Below are 15,381 nucleotides of genomic sequence, written 5' to 3'. Positions count from 1 at the left end.
GAGCCACGACACCACCTCCACCGGCAGCATCAACGCACCCGGCCACCAACGCAAACCGACACCCGGTTACCGCAGCAACCTATCTGGACACGGCACTAGATGCCACCGCTCCCTGACACGGCTGCACAATGAAATCCTCTGTCCGGCAATGCGCATCACCTCGTGAACGTCGCCTGTGGTGTGCCGGTATAGGTCGCGGCCGACCGACCATCCCTTGCGTGGTGTGTGCTCTGTTGTTCACTGCAGACTCCAGATGCTGTCCGCGGTGGGCTTTCGCCCTGGATGCCGCAGTGAACGTTCATGGGGCTGACGCCGAAAAACTGGACGATCTCGGCCACCAGGACGAATATGCGGAAACGCGCTAGCGCGGTGTTTGCCAGACCTATCGAGGTCATGGCCGCAGGCGCCAGCTCGGGCAACGCCCGATCGTATCCACGAAAATAATCAGCGACTCCCAGGAGAGGGCGATAGCCTCGCGTGCAGGATCGAATCGACGCGAATCGTGATCCACAGTAGGCAAACCAAGGACGTTGACGCAGAAATGCTAACGCGGCGAGAACCGAGGAGCGAGGGTCTGCATCAGACATCTTCGATACCGTTTGCGACACGGTAGGTGTTCCGTCATCGTCCGCCCTAGGTGTTCTGACCATGGACGTTGGTGACGGCGTGGCGCGCTGACTAGGCGAAGACCTCCGAGTGAAGTGCGAGCTTTGTAGGGACGCATCCACTCTCGGAGATCTTCGTGTCCCACCGTTACACCTCGCTGCCCGAACTCGGTCGGTTACGACCTGCCCGCTGCGTCGTCGATGATCGGTATGGTCCCCATCGACGCAGTAGCCGGATCTTGATGATGCGGCGTTCGGTGCGGGTGGGTGTGCGGTTCGGTCTTTGGTGCGGGCGGCTGGGCCGGGCACCCTTCGTGGCGGTGCCGGCGGTGCGGTAACGGTCAGCCCACCGCTTCGCGGTGGTCGATGAGACCTGGAATCTTTCTGAGGCTCGGCAGTGGCCAGCCCGTATCGCCTTCTTGCTCGGACTACATCCTCCGCCGTGCACCCGGTCGTGGCATGCTACCTCATGGCCCGGCTGCGATGGCTCGACAGGTCACCGCGACACCGGTCCGTCGCTGCGAATCCGATGCGTCCGGCGACCTGATCCAGGTCGATATCAAGAAACTCGGCAACATCCCCGACGGCGGTGGACAGCGAGCGCACGGTGGGGCGCCGTCCAGGCGCCCGCAACCGGAGCGGAACACCCGGAAAAACGTTGCGCCACAATAAAAAAACCCATGTTGGTTGCAGCTACCTGCACGATGTCGTCGATGACCACTCTCGCCTGCCTACAGCGAACTCCTGTCCGACGAACGCAGGGAAACTGCGGCGGACGACCACCAGCCAGCCGCATCCTCAACCTCTCGGGGTAGAGCACCTAGTCGGTGGTGTAGTGGTGGTTCTCCGTGAGCCTCCAAGCACTGCCGAATGGTCGGCTCACAGGACGATCCATGCGCTGACGACGAACGGGCGATCAGCCTGCGCTCATACTGTCGCATTCAGTACCTTAGATGTCTGATGCGACTATCGCCCAGCCTCTTTCGGAAGCAATAACCTTCTTGCTGTAGCAAACCAACTGGTCGCCCCCGCACCTATCGGGCCCTCGACCCCGCACGGGACGGCAATGCCAGGCGATCTGCGGAGATTTCCGTGATCGCCCGGCGTCATGAAATTCGCCGTCCGCCGGCGACCTACAAACGAAAACAGGACATATTATGAATCACAATCGATCGAACTGCAAGCAGCATACGGCTGTGCACACTCTCTGACACACCGGCAGATTTGCGAACGATACACGTAGTCGTCCCCGAATGTAGGTGGCAAGCCCGTTTATCGCAACCGCCATCAAGAAAATCGCCCTGATATGCCCTCAAATTAGCAACCGTCACAGTTCGGATCGGATGACAGCGGTGTGAATGTTCTCAGACTCAATCGCATTTCGATCGCACGCCGGGAGCGGCAACCAACAGGCGGCCCTCAGTCCGTCAGCGCTCCGGAAGTTCCTAATGGCGCGACTCGCCGACCAGCGCTTCCAAAGGTTCGGATACCGTCGGAACACTCTCCGGGCGTCGTCTGCGACGCAACGCGCGCAACCGGCCACTGCGGGACAAAGAAGCATTTGCCAGTGACCGGCGATGTCCACGTCAGGATCTGGCTCGACGGCACAGCTTTCGACTACCGAGCAAGCGTAATGGCAGCGAGGATGCTTCTTTCCGACTGGTTCCGAATGCACTGGTGCGCAGTCGAAATCGTCTTCCACTCCACGGAAATGGATCTACCCGATACCCGATTACCGAACGAGCGACTCTTTCTCGGCCTCTAGGCGCCGATTTCAAATGGCACGAACGCCACCGCGACTATGCGAAAGCAAGTTGGGTCCACGTGTCACTTACACCAATCACGACAGCAGGCAATATCTAGTGGACCCTTCATCGCCCCCCTCACCAGCGGATTTCTATCGCATAGCGAGTATCGCCAGGCCGGAGAGTGAACTTCTATGCCACCTGGAAAGATTCATCGACATAATGCGCTCAGAGGAGCCTTATGTGATAGGGTTCCCGGGCAATCTTGACTTCGAATTCAGCCAATTGTCTGGTCTTTTGGACATCTTCGTGAACAATGTCGGCGATCCGAACGGAAAGGAGAAATCTGCGGTCAGCGCCAAAGCGATGGAATGTGCTGTCATCGAATTTATAGCTGGACTGACCAATGCTGATACTAAGGAGGTATATGGGTACGTAACAGCGGGCGGTAGCGAAGCCAATCTATTCGGTCTCGATCGTGGATGCGAGACCCTTCCGGAAGCCGCAATCTACTGCAGCACTGCTGCCCATTACTCGATCGCAAAAAACGCTCGGCTTATGCGGAGACGACTGGTCACGGTAGACACCGATGCAAGCGGCCGAATCGCTCCCGATGCCCTCGAAAAGGCGTGCAGAGGAGCAGCAGGCCGCGGCGCTGTCGTAGTAGCAACCATCGGAACTACTATGAGCGGGGCAGTCGACGACGTCGACGCAATCGCGACGGCGGCAGCGGTCGCCGGCCCTGTATATGTTCATGCCGACGCCGCTCTCGGCGGCCTGATCGTGCCTTTCACCGAGATCGCTGAGACATGGGGGTTTGCACGCCCCGAAGTCGGCAGTATCGCTATCAGCATGCACAAAGGACTGGGCATGCCAGTGCCCTGTGCGCTGGCAATCTGTCGTAGCGATTTGGTGCAGCAACAAGTACACGGCGAGTACATCGGGGCCGCCGACGCAACACTCGGCTGCTCGCGTAGCGGACTGGCCGCAATCCTCATCTGGTATGCCCTGGCTGCGAAGGGACTGGCAGGGCTTTCAGAAAACGCACTCCGGGCCCTCGCTACCGCCCGCTACGCGAGCAGACGCCTCGCCGACCTTGGCCTCTCCCCCAAGTTGCAACCCTATTCGATCGTGGTCGTATTCGATCGGCCCGCCGAGTCGATATGCCGCAAATATCATCTCGCCACCGAAGGTACGACCGCACACCTGGTTACGGTGCCGCATGTGACGCCGGCAATCATTGACAAACTTTGCGAGGACATACGAAGGTCGACGGACAATGTTGAACGATGATATCGATCCGGTCACTGCAAGACAAATTAATACTTGGCTGCGCGAGTACATTGCGCTCCCTCATGCCGAACTGGGCCGGCGCGGCCCGGTTTGCCCGTTCGTACTCCCCGCCCTGAAGCAGGATGCAGTAGCTCTTTGTTGCGCGTCCTGGCGACCTGACGACGGTGCTACTTACCTTCAGCACATCGCACGTTCAGCGCTGGACAAGTACATCGACCTCAGGCCGACGATCACGAACGGAGAGCTGTTCGCGCTCGTGGTAGTGTTGCCAGCGATGCCACGCGAACAATGGTGCCTCATCGACGCTGTACATCCACGCATGAAGAATCTCGCGGTCGCTAAAGGCCTGATGATCGGTCAGTTTCATCCCGAATGCCCCACTCCTGCAGCACACAACCCAAGCTTTCCAGTCAACCGAGCACCGATGCCGCTACTCGTCGTTCGCCAGATGGCGGTACATGACATATTGTTCCTCGCTGACAAACCGGAGTGGCTCCACGCCTACCAGCAAAGGTTCCCCGCGGCGTATCGTTCCGCAGCCGACGCGCCTCCCTAGGGATGTGAGGGCGTATTTCGCGCGATTCGTATGCAGCGGCAACTTCCCGGCCGAGAGCACTTTGTCAGCACGGTGCTGCCACACCGAGACTAGTGGTATGGGGCGATGACGGTGGTGACGGCTGCGCGGACGCGGCTCGCAGGTAGCCGGTCCCTGGCAGCCGAATAAGGCCGACGAAAATCGTAATGGATATTCCATACGCCGAGCGATAGGCCCGTTGGTGTTCGGACGTCCATCCACGGGCGTAGAGGAACTTCTGGGCCAGAGTAGCGCTTGACTTTTACACTAACTTTCCCGTTGCGTCGCGGCGGGTATGGGCTGATGCGCTGGTGGCGGAACACTTCGCAGCGTCTTGGCGAAGTCGGCAGCGCGATAGCAGGAGCATTGCCCTTCACAGTTCACTCTAGGAACACGATGCCGTGGGCGCCGAAGAAGACTCATGCCCTGCCCAGGCGTCGACAATTTCGAACTTACGACAACCAGTAGGCAACGGCGGTCCTCGACAGACATGGTGCGTTGGCGTGGGCCACGCTTGGCGGTGGAAGGAGTCCGTCCCATGTAGTGCGTTCACAGCGAAACGGGATCGGCAAACGCTGCGCGAATGGTCCAGGTCACCTACAACTCGTGGATAAAAAAGACATGCAAATTTGCACGGCCAGGACCATCACTAATACGACACCCACGAAGCGGCAAACAATTGATTTCTGCGCGTCCAAGCTCATTCACTCCATCCACGAAGCAATGTGCGCAATTCGCCCCTTGAAATGGTAGGCCAATCGGATAGCCGGGAGAATCGCTCATGGAGCCAGTCGACCCAGTTCTCGAAGCTGCTTGGGTCCGCGGCAACGCTACGCGGTACCATTTCAGTGCCCATCGCTACCCCTCTTCAGTCTTCCATAGTGCGATACTTCAGAAGGGCGGCCTCGACATCAACGACGGGATTCGCAGCTAGTATCCGCTCGGTCCACATGGCAGTGGCCTGAATGCGGGTCGCCTCATCCAACTTTCCCATACGCTCAAGGAGGAACCCGGTGTTGTAGAGTGGATCACCGGGCCCAGCAGTTTCCCAATCAAAAATCCACAATTTCCCTTGGTCATCGAGCCTGAGGTTGAGCGGATAAAGGTCGTTGTGGGAGAAGACAACCGGCTCACCCGAACGACTGATGTCTGGTTGGACATAGTCCGACAGCGGTCCGATCCCGAGTTCGTCGAGTTTCGACAGCCGATCTGGCGAGAGGTTGTAATACGCGTCGTCAGCATGCTGTATCATTTGTTGCTGCCATTCCGGAATGTCCATCTGCATTTCTATCGGTAGGGGATGTGAGGACATCAATTGATCCTGATCTAAAAGATCGGGGAACCAATGCAATAGTTTGAGATCACCGACATCCCGTGTTTCACCGGAAATATATCGCATAATCGTGAACTCTGTGCCGGTAGATAGATTCACCCCAGCATAAAGGATTTCAGGTGTTCTCACACCGCACTCGCGTGCGTGTTCTGCGGCCATGTTCTCGGGCATCCATTTCTTCAAAAAGGTCACGGCCTGTTCTTCTTTTTTGAATCTGACCACAGCCAGGCCTGAGCTTGTGTCAACCAGGTTCACCCTGTTGCCAGCCCCGGCGAAATCCGGTTCCCGACCTCGGACCTGTTCGAACAATTTTTGTGCCTCTTCCGGCGGTATTTCGAATCGCCCGCCACTCCCCAGCCCGGGCGCCTTCGGCTGCCCCGGATCTGTCATCGAGGAGATCCCTACCCCGCGACGCGTATTCTGCCCGAATTCGTGGGTGTTGAGGTGCTCTCTCTGTTCGGCAGCAGGGTCCTCTCGCCACTGGTCGGCACGTACGCCCCTCGCCCACGGATGGGTGTGTTGCGATGCGGCTCGTTTTATCTGGCCGTAGCCTCGGAGGTCGCCGTCGACCAACTCGTTGACGTCGTCGCGAAGTTGCGGACCGATTCTGCTGCGCCTGGCCAGGTCATCGGCGGCTTTGCTGAAGGTGTCGACGAGCCCGGACGCAATATCGGTGAATTCGTGGGCGATCTTGTTGTACGGGGAAAGCATAGGGAAGTCCAGTTGTCCTCGTCAGGAGCGTCCAGATCTCTCAGTGGCCGGTGGCTGCCGCGTCCGGTGCCGGGGCCGCGGCCGATGTATTGTGTGTTGGATCATATTGCGGCCGAGCTGGATTCGTCACCTGACCGGTTCGGCGGCCGGTTCCGGCGTCTCGAGCCGCCGGCCCGAGCCCGGGAGTAGGTCCGCGGCTGGCGGTCCTGGCATCGCTGGACTGTTCTGGTGATGCTTGCCCACGCCTTCCTCACCGTCTTGGCCATCACAGCACCACCGCCGATCCCGACCAGATACCTTTTGACCCGCAACGCGATCCGACATCTCCTCGCCGCAACAGTCCTCCAGTCCGCTCGCACGCTCGCCCCTCCACTGCACCGGTCCAACTGGCGACGCCGACATCAACACCGCGCTCGAAAGCGCCATTACCAGCGGCAAGCGAACCCGCTCGCACGATCATGAAGTCCGGCTGGAGTACTAGGATCCCCATACTGCAGGGAGGGGAGTTCAAGATGAATATTGAACGCTTGACCTCAGCTTTTCGCCGGGTCTTCGGCCCGGCGTAGAGCGTTTCGAACTGGGGGCCGGCTGTCGCCCGGTGACCGGTGGGCAGGACGGGGTGGCCCGGTTAGCGGGTCGGCTGCCGGGTCCCACGGGCCCGGTGAGGGTGTCCCGTCCTTGGTCTCAGACAAGTCGGGGTAGCCGATCCTCGCGAGCCATTCGACTCCGCCAAGCCTTCGGTTCATCCCAGTTATGACACTGCCAGAGCGGGCGGCAGCTTGATCTTTAGAACCATCGGAGGTCTTCGGTGCTGCCACGAGTGTTCAGTCCCGCGAAGGCAAAACCGGCTACGCAGGTGGTTCAGCCCATCAGCCAGAACACTTGGCTCTGCCGGCAATCGTTCGCGCGACGAGGCTGGCCTCCAGCCAGGCATCGGTACGCACGGTGGATCTATTAAGAATTCCAATGGCAAATAGGCCGGGCAAATGCCGTCTTTCTCGGTCGGCGGTTCGGTAGGCACGGGCAGTATGCTATGGCTGGCAACGAATTAGCCGGACGAGTCTCTCATGCGTCACGCTGAGCGCGGTATGCTCGCGGATTGCGGAAGCGGCCAGTTGCGAGGAGATGATGCGCCGTAATGGTCCCCGTCTGGGTACCGTATCGTCGCGCGAGCGACATCTCGGCTTCGACGGAGCACTGCCATTTCCGTCGGCCGTCGCCCGGACGCCGCCGTCATCGGCCTTTTCCCAAAGGCGTCCGCACCGCCGTGGATGCAGGGCATTACGACCGGACAAATGCCAGTGAGCCGCCGAAGCAGACGTGCCGGCAACAGGCGCTATATTGCGATCTGCCCACGGATAAGTTTTCCGGTCGCGTTGCGGGGCAGAGGCTTTGTGGTCATCCGCCACCGTTCGGGCACCTTATAATAGGCCAGCCGCCTTTTAGCGAACTCGCGCAATTCCTTTTCGGTTACGGTTGATCCGGCCACGGGTACCACGATTGCGACAACCTGCTGACCGAGGTCGGGATGAGGTTTACCCACGATCGCGCACTCCGCGACATCGGGGTGCTCGTCGAGACACTGCTCAATCTCGACCGGGTAGATGTTCTCTCCCCCCCGCAGAATTAGATCGGACCGGCGTCCGGCCAAGCGCAGGCGGCCCTTTTCCAGGACGCCGAAATCGCCTGTATGGAGCCAGCGTTCGTTGTCGATCGCCTTGGCTGTCGCCTCCTTATCGCGCCAATAGCCCAGCATGACATACGGGCTGCGGACGCAGATCTCGCCTTCGATGCCGTCGGGAACCGCTGCGCCGCCGGGGCCGCGAACTTCCACCGCGACACCGATGATTGGCCGGCCTAGAGCGTCGGGGAACTCGGCCGAATCGTTCGGGCCGGCGACGGTGATGGCGGTGCTGCATTCGGTCAGGCCGTAGCTGTCCATCATGGTGTCGTTGGCGAACGGAAGATGGGCGCGGAGGCGCTCTTTGAATGCTGGTGACGAAGGAGCGGAAGCGAGCGAGAATGCGGTAAGTGAGGAGGTGTCGACGCTGTCCACATCGCCGTGTTCGAGCAGCCGGGAGGCCATGGTCGGCACAGCACCCCAATTCGTCACACGTTCGCGTTCGATTAGACGCAGCGCTCGATCGGCCTCGAATGCGCCTTGGTACATAATCACTGCGCAGCCCGTCGCTAGTCGCGGTACCACGAGATTGTGCAGGCCAGCGATGTGAAACAGCGGAGAGGTAAGGAGACAGCGTAGGTCCAGCGCAGTCCCCGGTTCTCGTGTTCGGCCCGCCTGCATTGCCGCCAGCGTCGCTGTGTAATCGAAGTAGTCGGTGACGGCGACCAGATTGCGCTGAGAATGGACGGCCGCCTTGGGTTTTCCGCTGGTACCGCTGGTAAACAGGACAACGGCGGGATCGTCCTCTGCCACGTTGGGCACTTCGGCTTCAGCCCCCGCGTAGGCAGCGATCAGGCGGGGCAAGTCCTGTTCCATAGTCAGCATCGCTGTACCGGTACCGGTATCGGTATCAGCGAGTATTTTGGCCCGCTTGGCATCGGCAACAACCACCGTCGGATCAGTGAGCTGAAGGCCGTAGTTGATCTCGCGCGGCACCCACCAGCCATTCATGCCAACCGCGACGGCGCCGAGCGTCTGTGCGGCCCAGAAGGTAACCACCCACTCAATGGCGTTGGCAGCTAGGATCGCGACTCGATCACCGCATCCTACCCCGAATTCCGCGCGCAAGGCAGCTGCGAGGCTCGCTACGGCCGCCGCATGTTCGGCGTAGGTTAGCCGGCGATTTTCTGCGACAAGATAATCGCGATCACCGAAGGCTGCGGATTCCGCAAGCATCTGCGCGACCATGCGTCGCCGGTGACGAAATACAGGCATCCGTGCGCCGAGCACATCCTCCTCGACGAGCTCGAAGCGGCCGCCCGGCCCGGTGAGGGTAGCTATCGCGGTGGCGAGATCGGTGGGAGGTTCAGAAGTTCTGCTCATCAAGGTCCCTAAGTTTGTGGTGTCTGGGGTTTGATGCCCTGGATGCCCAGAGCGGTGGGGTGTAGCTGATCGTGGTTTGCCGTTGTCGAGGCTCGAAAGGACTGGCTGCCCCACCGCGCTGGACGCTCCGGCTGCTGATTGAGAGCTTGTTGCGGGTCGTCGCTGTTTAGGGATCTGTCGGCGGGTTGTCCACGGGCGCAACAACTTCGACGGTCAGGAGCAGGTGAGTGACAACTCGCCCTCAGATTTGGGTCGGGATCGACGTCGGCAAGCAGTCGCATCACGCGTGCGCGGTCGACGAGACCGGCAAAACGGTGTTCAGCCAGAAACTCGGCAACGACCAGGCCGCGATCGAGGCATTGATCGCCCGCGCCGGCCGGGCTGCCGATCGGGTGCGGTGGGCGATCGATCTGACCAGCCCGTTGGCGTTGCTGCTGATCACTGCCCTGTTGGCCGCCGACCAGACAGTGACCTATGTGCCGGGCCGGGTGGTCAACACGATGACCCACGGCTTCCGCGGTGAGGCCAAGACCCACGCCAAGGATGCGAAGGTGATCGCCGAAACCGCTCGCATGCGCCGTGACCTGGGGCAGGTCACCATGCCCGACGAGCTGGTCGTCGGGTTGACCCAGCTGACCCGCTATCGCACCGATCTCATGGCGGACTGGGTCGCCGGAATCAATCGGTTGCGTGACCTGCTCGGATCGATCTTTCCCGCGCTGGAAGCCGCGTTCGACTACTCGAACCGGACCCCATTGATCCTGGTCGCCGGGATGCGCACTCCCGGCGAGATCCGCGTGGCCGGAATCGACGGGGTCACCACCCATCTCACCGAGAACGGGGCCTGGAAACCCGGAATCGGCAAGACTGCTGCGGCCGCGGTCGATGCTGCCGGCCGCCAAACCCTCGCCCTGCCCGGCGAGGCCGACACCGCGATGCTGGTCAAACGCATCGCGGCCAAGCTCCTCGACCTCGATCGAGAGATCAAGGACACCGACAAACTCATCACCACCCGATTCCGGCAACACCCCTGGGCGCGCATCATCGAATCGCTGCCCGGCATGGGACCGGGCCTGGGGGCGGAGTTCCTGGTTAGCACCGGCGGTGACCTGTCCACATTCGCCAGCGCAGGCCGGTTGGCGTCGTATGCCGGGCTCGTTCCCGTCCCTCGGGATTCGGGCCGGGTCTCGGGCAATCTGCACCGCCCCAAGCGCTACAACCGGCGCCTGCGCAGGGCGTTCTACATGGCGGCCCTGTCGAGCCTGCGTAACCCGGACGGCCTCTCGCGACGGTTCTACGACCGCAAACGCAGCGAACGACAGATCCACACCCAGGCTCTGCTGGCACTGGCCCGCCGTTTGGTCGACGTGCTCTGGGCTTTGCTGCGTGACGGACGCCAATTCACCCTCGAGCCGCCGAACCCGGTCGCTGCTGCGGCTTGACACGGTCATTGAGAGTCCTTTCGGGTAGAAACATTTCTACATCCGCGTTCTGGCACGGGCCGCGAGTGCGGGCGCCGGCGTTTCCACGAGAGGCGCAGTGCGCTTGCGGCCCGACAACAGGTAACGCCCGGCGACCTCACCGTTGCGACCGAGGACGACCGGATTGCGAGAACAAGGCGGGGCTCTCGGGACGCTTAAAACTCCTGTCGGGTTCGGTTCCTGAGTCATCGCCAGCAGATCAGCGGCGGCGGCGAGGTCGAGTAATTCGTGGTGGATGTCGGTGCGTCGTCCCATAGGATGGCCATCCCCAGCGCCGGAACGATCACCAGATCGCCGAAGCCCTGGTCACGGTGGCCACCCACTATGCTTGCCTGGATTCGGCGGGCGACCGGTCCAGCGCGGCGGGATCGGTGGCCACCGCGCGCAGCCGGTCCGCGATGATTCGCCGGGCCTGGTCGTATCGGGGATCGTCGTCGAGCAGAGCGGCATCCTCCGCGGCGACGCGGGCCAGGGCGTCAAGTTCGAAAGCCAGGTCCGCCGGGTCGATTTCGGGACGTATCTCACCCAGTTGCCGAGCCTCGGCGACCGTGGTCGTGTAAAGGGTGTGCCAATCCCGGCGGGCCGAAGCGAGAGCATCGCGCACCCGCCCGGGCCGGGTATCGAATTCAGGCACCGTCGAGATGAAGAAGCAGCCGCCCTCGAAGACGGGCTGCCGCGCGTAGTCGATCCAGGCTTCGGACAGCACTCGGACGCGCCGGATCCCGGCAGTCACCTTCATGGCGGGGCGGATCACCCGGGCCGAGAACACGTCGATCGCCGCCCGCACCGTCGCCAGCTGCAGCTCCTCCTTGGAGCCGAACTGCGCGAAGACACCGCTCTTGCTGACCTCGAGTTCGGTGGCCAGACGCCGTACGGACAAACTTTCGAGCCCTTCCACCGAGGCGATGTTCACTGCCCGGTCCAGAATGACCTGTCGCGATCGGAGGCCGCGTTGCACCCTCTTGTCCATGGGCCCAGATTACTAGGACAGCTGTCCGCCATTCAGTCTCGACGCAGTCGAGCAGCGTCACGCCAGGCGTCGAACCGGGCGGCCGCCGCATCGGTCGACAGGCCGAGTTGTGCGCACATCTGGTGAAAGTCGAAGAAGAACCGCTCCTGCGCGATCAGGCCGTCACGCACCCGCCAGTGACAGGCGAACGGCAGCGCAAAGCGGCGCCCGGTCGGTTCGAGACCCGCCAGCGGCCCCATCATCGTGGCGCGGATGGTCCCCGCCCCGACCACGAGATCTCCTGTCTCGTCGAGATATTCGAGCTCTACCGAGTAGTTGGGGAAGGCGCGGAAGAACCCGGCGAGATGCCGCGCCGCCTCGGTCCTGCCGCGACCGACGACTTGGAACGGGATGGTCTCGAGTATCGCGTCGTCATGGCAGGCCGACAGCGCGGCGGTGATATCGGCGCGCGACTTGGCCTCCGCATAGGTCCGCACCGTCTCGATCGGGGTTCTGGTCATCGCACTCTCCGGATTCTCGCAAACTAAGTGGACGCTCGGACTGCGGGAATCACCTCGGCCCCGCGCCGTATGAGCAAAACATGCTTTACATCCTACGTCAACTAATAGTACGGTCGTCCATATTGTTCAGTGATCGAGGAGGCCCAGAGTGCTGGCAGTTATGCAAGAAGAGTGGGGAAGCCCGGAGAAGATGCGGTTGACCGAGATCGACCGGCCGACACCCATCTTCGGCGAGGTGCTCGTGGAGGTGGTGGCGGCGGGCGTAAATCCGGTCGACTTCTACACCGCCCAGGGTTCGGCATACAACCGGGTCCTCGAGCTCCCGTACGTCCACGGCTGGGACGTAGCCGGCGTGGTCGCGGAGGTCGGCTACGGCACCACCCGGTTCCGGCCCGGCGATCGAGTATTCGGGATGCCGTGGTTTCCGCGCGCGGCCGGCGCCTACGCCGAATATTTGACCGCGCCCGCCGGTCACTTCGCACGGATGCCGGAGCAGTCGACCTTCAGTGCGGCCGCCGCGCTCCCGCTGGCCGGGCTCACAGCGTGGCAGATGCTCGTCAATGTGGCCCGAGTCGGTCCCGGGCAGCGGGTGCTCATCACGGCGGCCGCGGGAGGCGTCGGTCATCTCGCCGTGCAGATCGCAAAGTCGCTGGGCGCGTATGTGATCGGCACCGCGAGCGCCGCAAAACATTCGTTTGTCCGAGAACTAGGAGCGGACGAAGTGGTGGACTACACCACCACCGATGTCGCCACCACGGTCAGCGATGTCGACGTCGTGATCCAAATGTTCGGCGGCGACGCCGCCCTCGGTGCGCTGCGATGCCTGCGCCGCGACGGGATCATGGTCAACGCACAGAGCGCCTGGACTCCCGGAATGGCCGCCCGGGCCGCCGAGTTGGGGGTGCGCGCCTCCGGCTTCCTCGTCGAACCCGACCACGCGGGCCTGGCAGCGCTGGCACAACTCGTGGACGAGAAACAACTCACCGCGCATATCGACAGCGAACTACCGCTGGCGCAGGCGGCGGAGGCCAATCAGCTTGTCGGACAGGGACATACCACCGGCAAGGTGGTACTCGTCGTCGGCAGCCCCGATCGAGTCGGAGCCACCCAATGAAGATCGGCTACTTGCTACCGACGCGAGATCAATCCGCGCTCGGCAGACACGACATGCAGATATTCGCCGATCTGGCCCAATGCGCCGAGGCATGCGGGTTCGACTCGATCTGGGCAGGCGACAGCCCGGTAACGCGACCACGCGCGGATCCGCTCATAGTGCTGGCCGCAGTCGCCCAGGCCACCGAGCACGTAGCGCTCGGCACGGCCGTGCTGCTGCCCGCGCTGCGTCATCCGATCCTGATGGCCCATCAGCTGGCCACTCTCGACCGGCTGTCCGAAGGTCGGCTGGTCGTGGGTATGGGCGGCGGGTTCCCGACCCCCGCCACCAGGGCCCAATTCGCCGCCATGGGGATCGATTTTCGAACACGCACCGACCGCCTGGTGGAAACCATCGATGTCATGCGGCAGCTGTGGTCGGGGGTGGAGGTCACGCATTGCGGTGCCCACTTCAACTTCCGAGACGTGCGGCTCGCACCGCCGCCCACACGGCTCGGAGGTCCGCCGATCTGGCTGGCCGGCAGCGGCGGCCCCGCGCTGCGCCGCGTTGCCGAACTCGCCGACGGCTGGTTGCCGTACCCGGTGACGGCCGGGGCCTACGCGGACGAATACCAGTTCATCGAACAGGCCGCCGGCAGACCGGTGCTGCCCGCACTCTACGCAACGCTGTGCGTCGACGACGATCCCGAACTGGCACACCAACGCCTACGGACGAGCATCGAACGCTATTACCGAGCCCCCCTCGAGACGATCGCATCCATACAGGCGCTGTTCTCGGGCACACCCGGCGCAGCCGCCGAGTGGCTGAACGACTACGTGGCCGCCGGTGCACAACATCTGGTGATTCGCCTCGTCACCGACGACCCCGTCACCGAGCTCACGACAATCGCCGACAGGGTATTGCCCCGGCTCACGAAGGAGAACCGCCCATGACCACATACGTTCTCGTGCACGGCGCCTGGCACGGACCGCGGGCCTGGGAAGCGGTGGTACCGATTCTGCACGCCGCGGGAGCCCGCACCCGTGTCCCCGATCTCGGCTCCGACCTCAGCCACGGACTCCACGACCAGGCCGCGGCCGTCGCCGCACTACTCGACGCGGTGCCCCGTACCGAAACTCTGGTGCTGGTCGGGCACAGCTACTCGGGCCTGGTTGTCCGGGAGGCGGCAGATCTCCGACCCGACCGAGTCGACCATATCGTGCTGGTCGAGGGGTGGGCCGGCGGCGACGGAGCGAGCATGTTCACGTTGGCGCCACCCACATTCGTCGAGGCAATCCGTGCCGCGACTGTGGAGCAACAGATTCCGGCTCCACCACCCTCCGCCTTCGGCATCACCGATGCCACCGCCGCGGCCCACCTCCGGACGCAGCTGCGACCGCAGGCCCTGCGAACTTTCAGCGAGCCGACCCATTTGACCGGCGCGGTCGACCGAATTCCAGGAACCGCCATCTACTGCCGGCCCCAAACATACGCTTTCGACCGATTCGGCGCGGCTCTCGGATACCACACCGTGGCCGTCGACGGACCGCACGACATCATGCTCACGCATCCGCAACAGTTGTCCGACCTGCTCATGGCAGTTCCTCGGCACATGTGAACGGCGCGGCGCACCGGGTGGTGCCAGAGCACTGATCGGGCACACCACGCCGTCTTTCGGATTTCGGGGTGTTGCGTTTGGGGTGGGCGGCGCATAGCGCCGTCCACCTGTCGGCGCTCCTCGAAAATCCGGCCACTGGCGCTCTTTGAAAATCGGCCACCCTAGCCACGATTGGGTGGGTGATCAGTTTGGAGGACTGGGCGGAGATCAGGTATCTCCACCGGAGCGAGGGCTTGTCGAGGCGAGCTATCGCGAAACGGTTGGGCATCTCGCGGGACACGGTCGCTCGGGCGATCGCGTCGCAGGCGCCACCGAAGTATTCACGAGTGTCGGGCCCGTCTGCGTTCGATCCGTTCGGGTTGAGTCCAGCAGGATGGTGTACGACCGGACGCCAGCAAATGTCTGAGCGTGTCGTAGCCGGATAGAGGGTGGTCACCGCGTGATCCTTCAAAAG

General features: G+C 62.4%; 10 protein-coding genes and 2 pseudogenes. 7 read left to right on the top strand and 5 right to left on the bottom strand.

Annotation, left to right across the window (positions count from 1 at the left end; genetic code table 11):
• Positions 1 to 810: 810 nt before the first annotated feature.
• Positions 811 to 1,018, bottom strand: a pseudogene (locus tag IG65_RS37395) (leucine zipper domain-containing protein); the annotation flags it as partial.
• A gap of 1,575 nt (positions 1,019 to 2,593) precedes the next feature.
• Between IG65_RS37395 and IG65_RS37390 the strand changes: the two are divergent.
• Both IG65_RS37390 and IG65_RS38225 read left to right on the top strand, forming a co-directional pair.
• Positions 2,594 to 3,643 carry an aminotransferase class I/II-fold pyridoxal phosphate-dependent enzyme gene (locus IG65_RS37390; RefSeq protein ID WP_197040008.1) on the top strand — a complete coding sequence of 350 codons (1,050 nt, stop codon included), beginning with the start codon at positions 2,594 to 2,596 and terminating at the stop codon, positions 3,641 to 3,643.
• On the top strand, positions 3,630 to 4,199 hold the full coding sequence (locus IG65_RS38225; protein ID WP_156055908.1) for a DUF6875 domain-containing protein: 570 nt from the start codon (positions 3,630 to 3,632) through the stop codon (positions 4,197 to 4,199). The genes IG65_RS37390 and IG65_RS38225 overlap by 14 nt, the downstream gene beginning before the upstream one ends.
• A gap of 886 nt (positions 4,200 to 5,085) precedes the next feature.
• On the opposite strand, the gene IG65_RS37385 is transcribed toward IG65_RS38225, so the two are convergent.
• A complete protein-coding gene (locus IG65_RS37385) occupies positions 5,086 to 6,261 on the bottom strand; it encodes an aminoglycoside phosphotransferase family protein (RefSeq protein ID WP_081879927.1) in 1,176 nt (391 codons plus the stop codon).
• Between the two features lie 1,336 nt (positions 6,262 to 7,597).
• The gene (locus tag IG65_RS0133000) at positions 7,598 to 9,265 is read right to left on the bottom strand and encodes a class I adenylate-forming enzyme family protein (RefSeq protein WP_030518862.1); all 1,668 of its coding nucleotides are present in this window, start codon (positions 9,263 to 9,265) and stop codon (positions 7,598 to 7,600) included.
• 227 nt (positions 9,266 to 9,492) lie between these two features.
• Here IG65_RS0133000 and IG65_RS0132995 point away from each other — a divergent pair, with 227 nt between their 5' ends.
• The gene (locus IG65_RS0132995) at positions 9,493 to 10,707 is read left to right on the top strand and encodes an IS110 family transposase (protein ID WP_030518861.1); all 1,215 of its coding nucleotides are present in this window, start codon (positions 9,493 to 9,495) and stop codon (positions 10,705 to 10,707) included.
• Between the two features lie 361 nt (positions 10,708 to 11,068).
• Here the strand turns inward: IG65_RS0132995 and IG65_RS0132985 are convergent, their stop codons facing one another.
• Positions 11,069 to 11,716 (bottom strand): TetR/AcrR family transcriptional regulator, encoded by a 648-nt coding sequence (locus IG65_RS0132985; protein ID WP_030518860.1) that lies wholly within the window; start codon positions 11,714 to 11,716, stop codon positions 11,069 to 11,071.
• Positions 11,717 to 11,748: 32 nt separating this feature from the next.
• A complete protein-coding gene (locus tag IG65_RS0132980) occupies positions 11,749 to 12,216 on the bottom strand; it encodes an ester cyclase (protein ID WP_030518859.1) in 468 nt (155 codons plus the stop codon).
• 148 nt (positions 12,217 to 12,364) lie between these two features.
• On the opposite strand from IG65_RS0132980, the gene IG65_RS0132975 reads away from it, so the two are divergent.
• The 4 genes and pseudogenes from IG65_RS0132975 to IG65_RS37380 all read left to right on the top strand — a co-directional run.
• A complete protein-coding gene (locus IG65_RS0132975; protein WP_030518858.1) occupies positions 12,365 to 13,330 on the top strand; it encodes an NADP-dependent oxidoreductase in 966 nt (321 codons plus the stop codon).
• Positions 13,327 to 14,262, top strand: coding sequence for an LLM class F420-dependent oxidoreductase (locus tag IG65_RS0132970; protein WP_030518857.1), 936 nt, complete (start codon positions 13,327 to 13,329; stop codon positions 14,260 to 14,262). Before IG65_RS0132975 ends, IG65_RS0132970 begins: the two co-directional genes overlap by 4 nt.
• The gene (locus IG65_RS0132965; RefSeq protein ID WP_030518856.1) at positions 14,259 to 14,927 is read left to right on the top strand and encodes an alpha/beta fold hydrolase; all 669 of its coding nucleotides are present in this window, start codon (positions 14,259 to 14,261) and stop codon (positions 14,925 to 14,927) included. The genes IG65_RS0132970 and IG65_RS0132965 overlap by 4 nt, the downstream gene beginning before the upstream one ends.
• A gap of 188 nt (positions 14,928 to 15,115) precedes the next feature.
• Positions 15,116 to 15,253: pseudogene (locus tag IG65_RS37380) on the top strand (helix-turn-helix domain-containing protein); the annotation flags it as partial.
• Positions 15,254 to 15,381 lie beyond the last annotated feature (128 nt).

The sequence above is a fragment of the Nocardia sp. NRRL WC-3656 genome (genome assembly GCF_000720265.1).
GTDB lineage: Bacteria > Actinomycetota > Actinomycetes > Mycobacteriales > Mycobacteriaceae > Nocardia > Nocardia nova.
The sequence above is the reverse complement of the archived record's forward strand: the minus strand, read 5'-3'. Positions and strand labels throughout refer to the sequence as shown.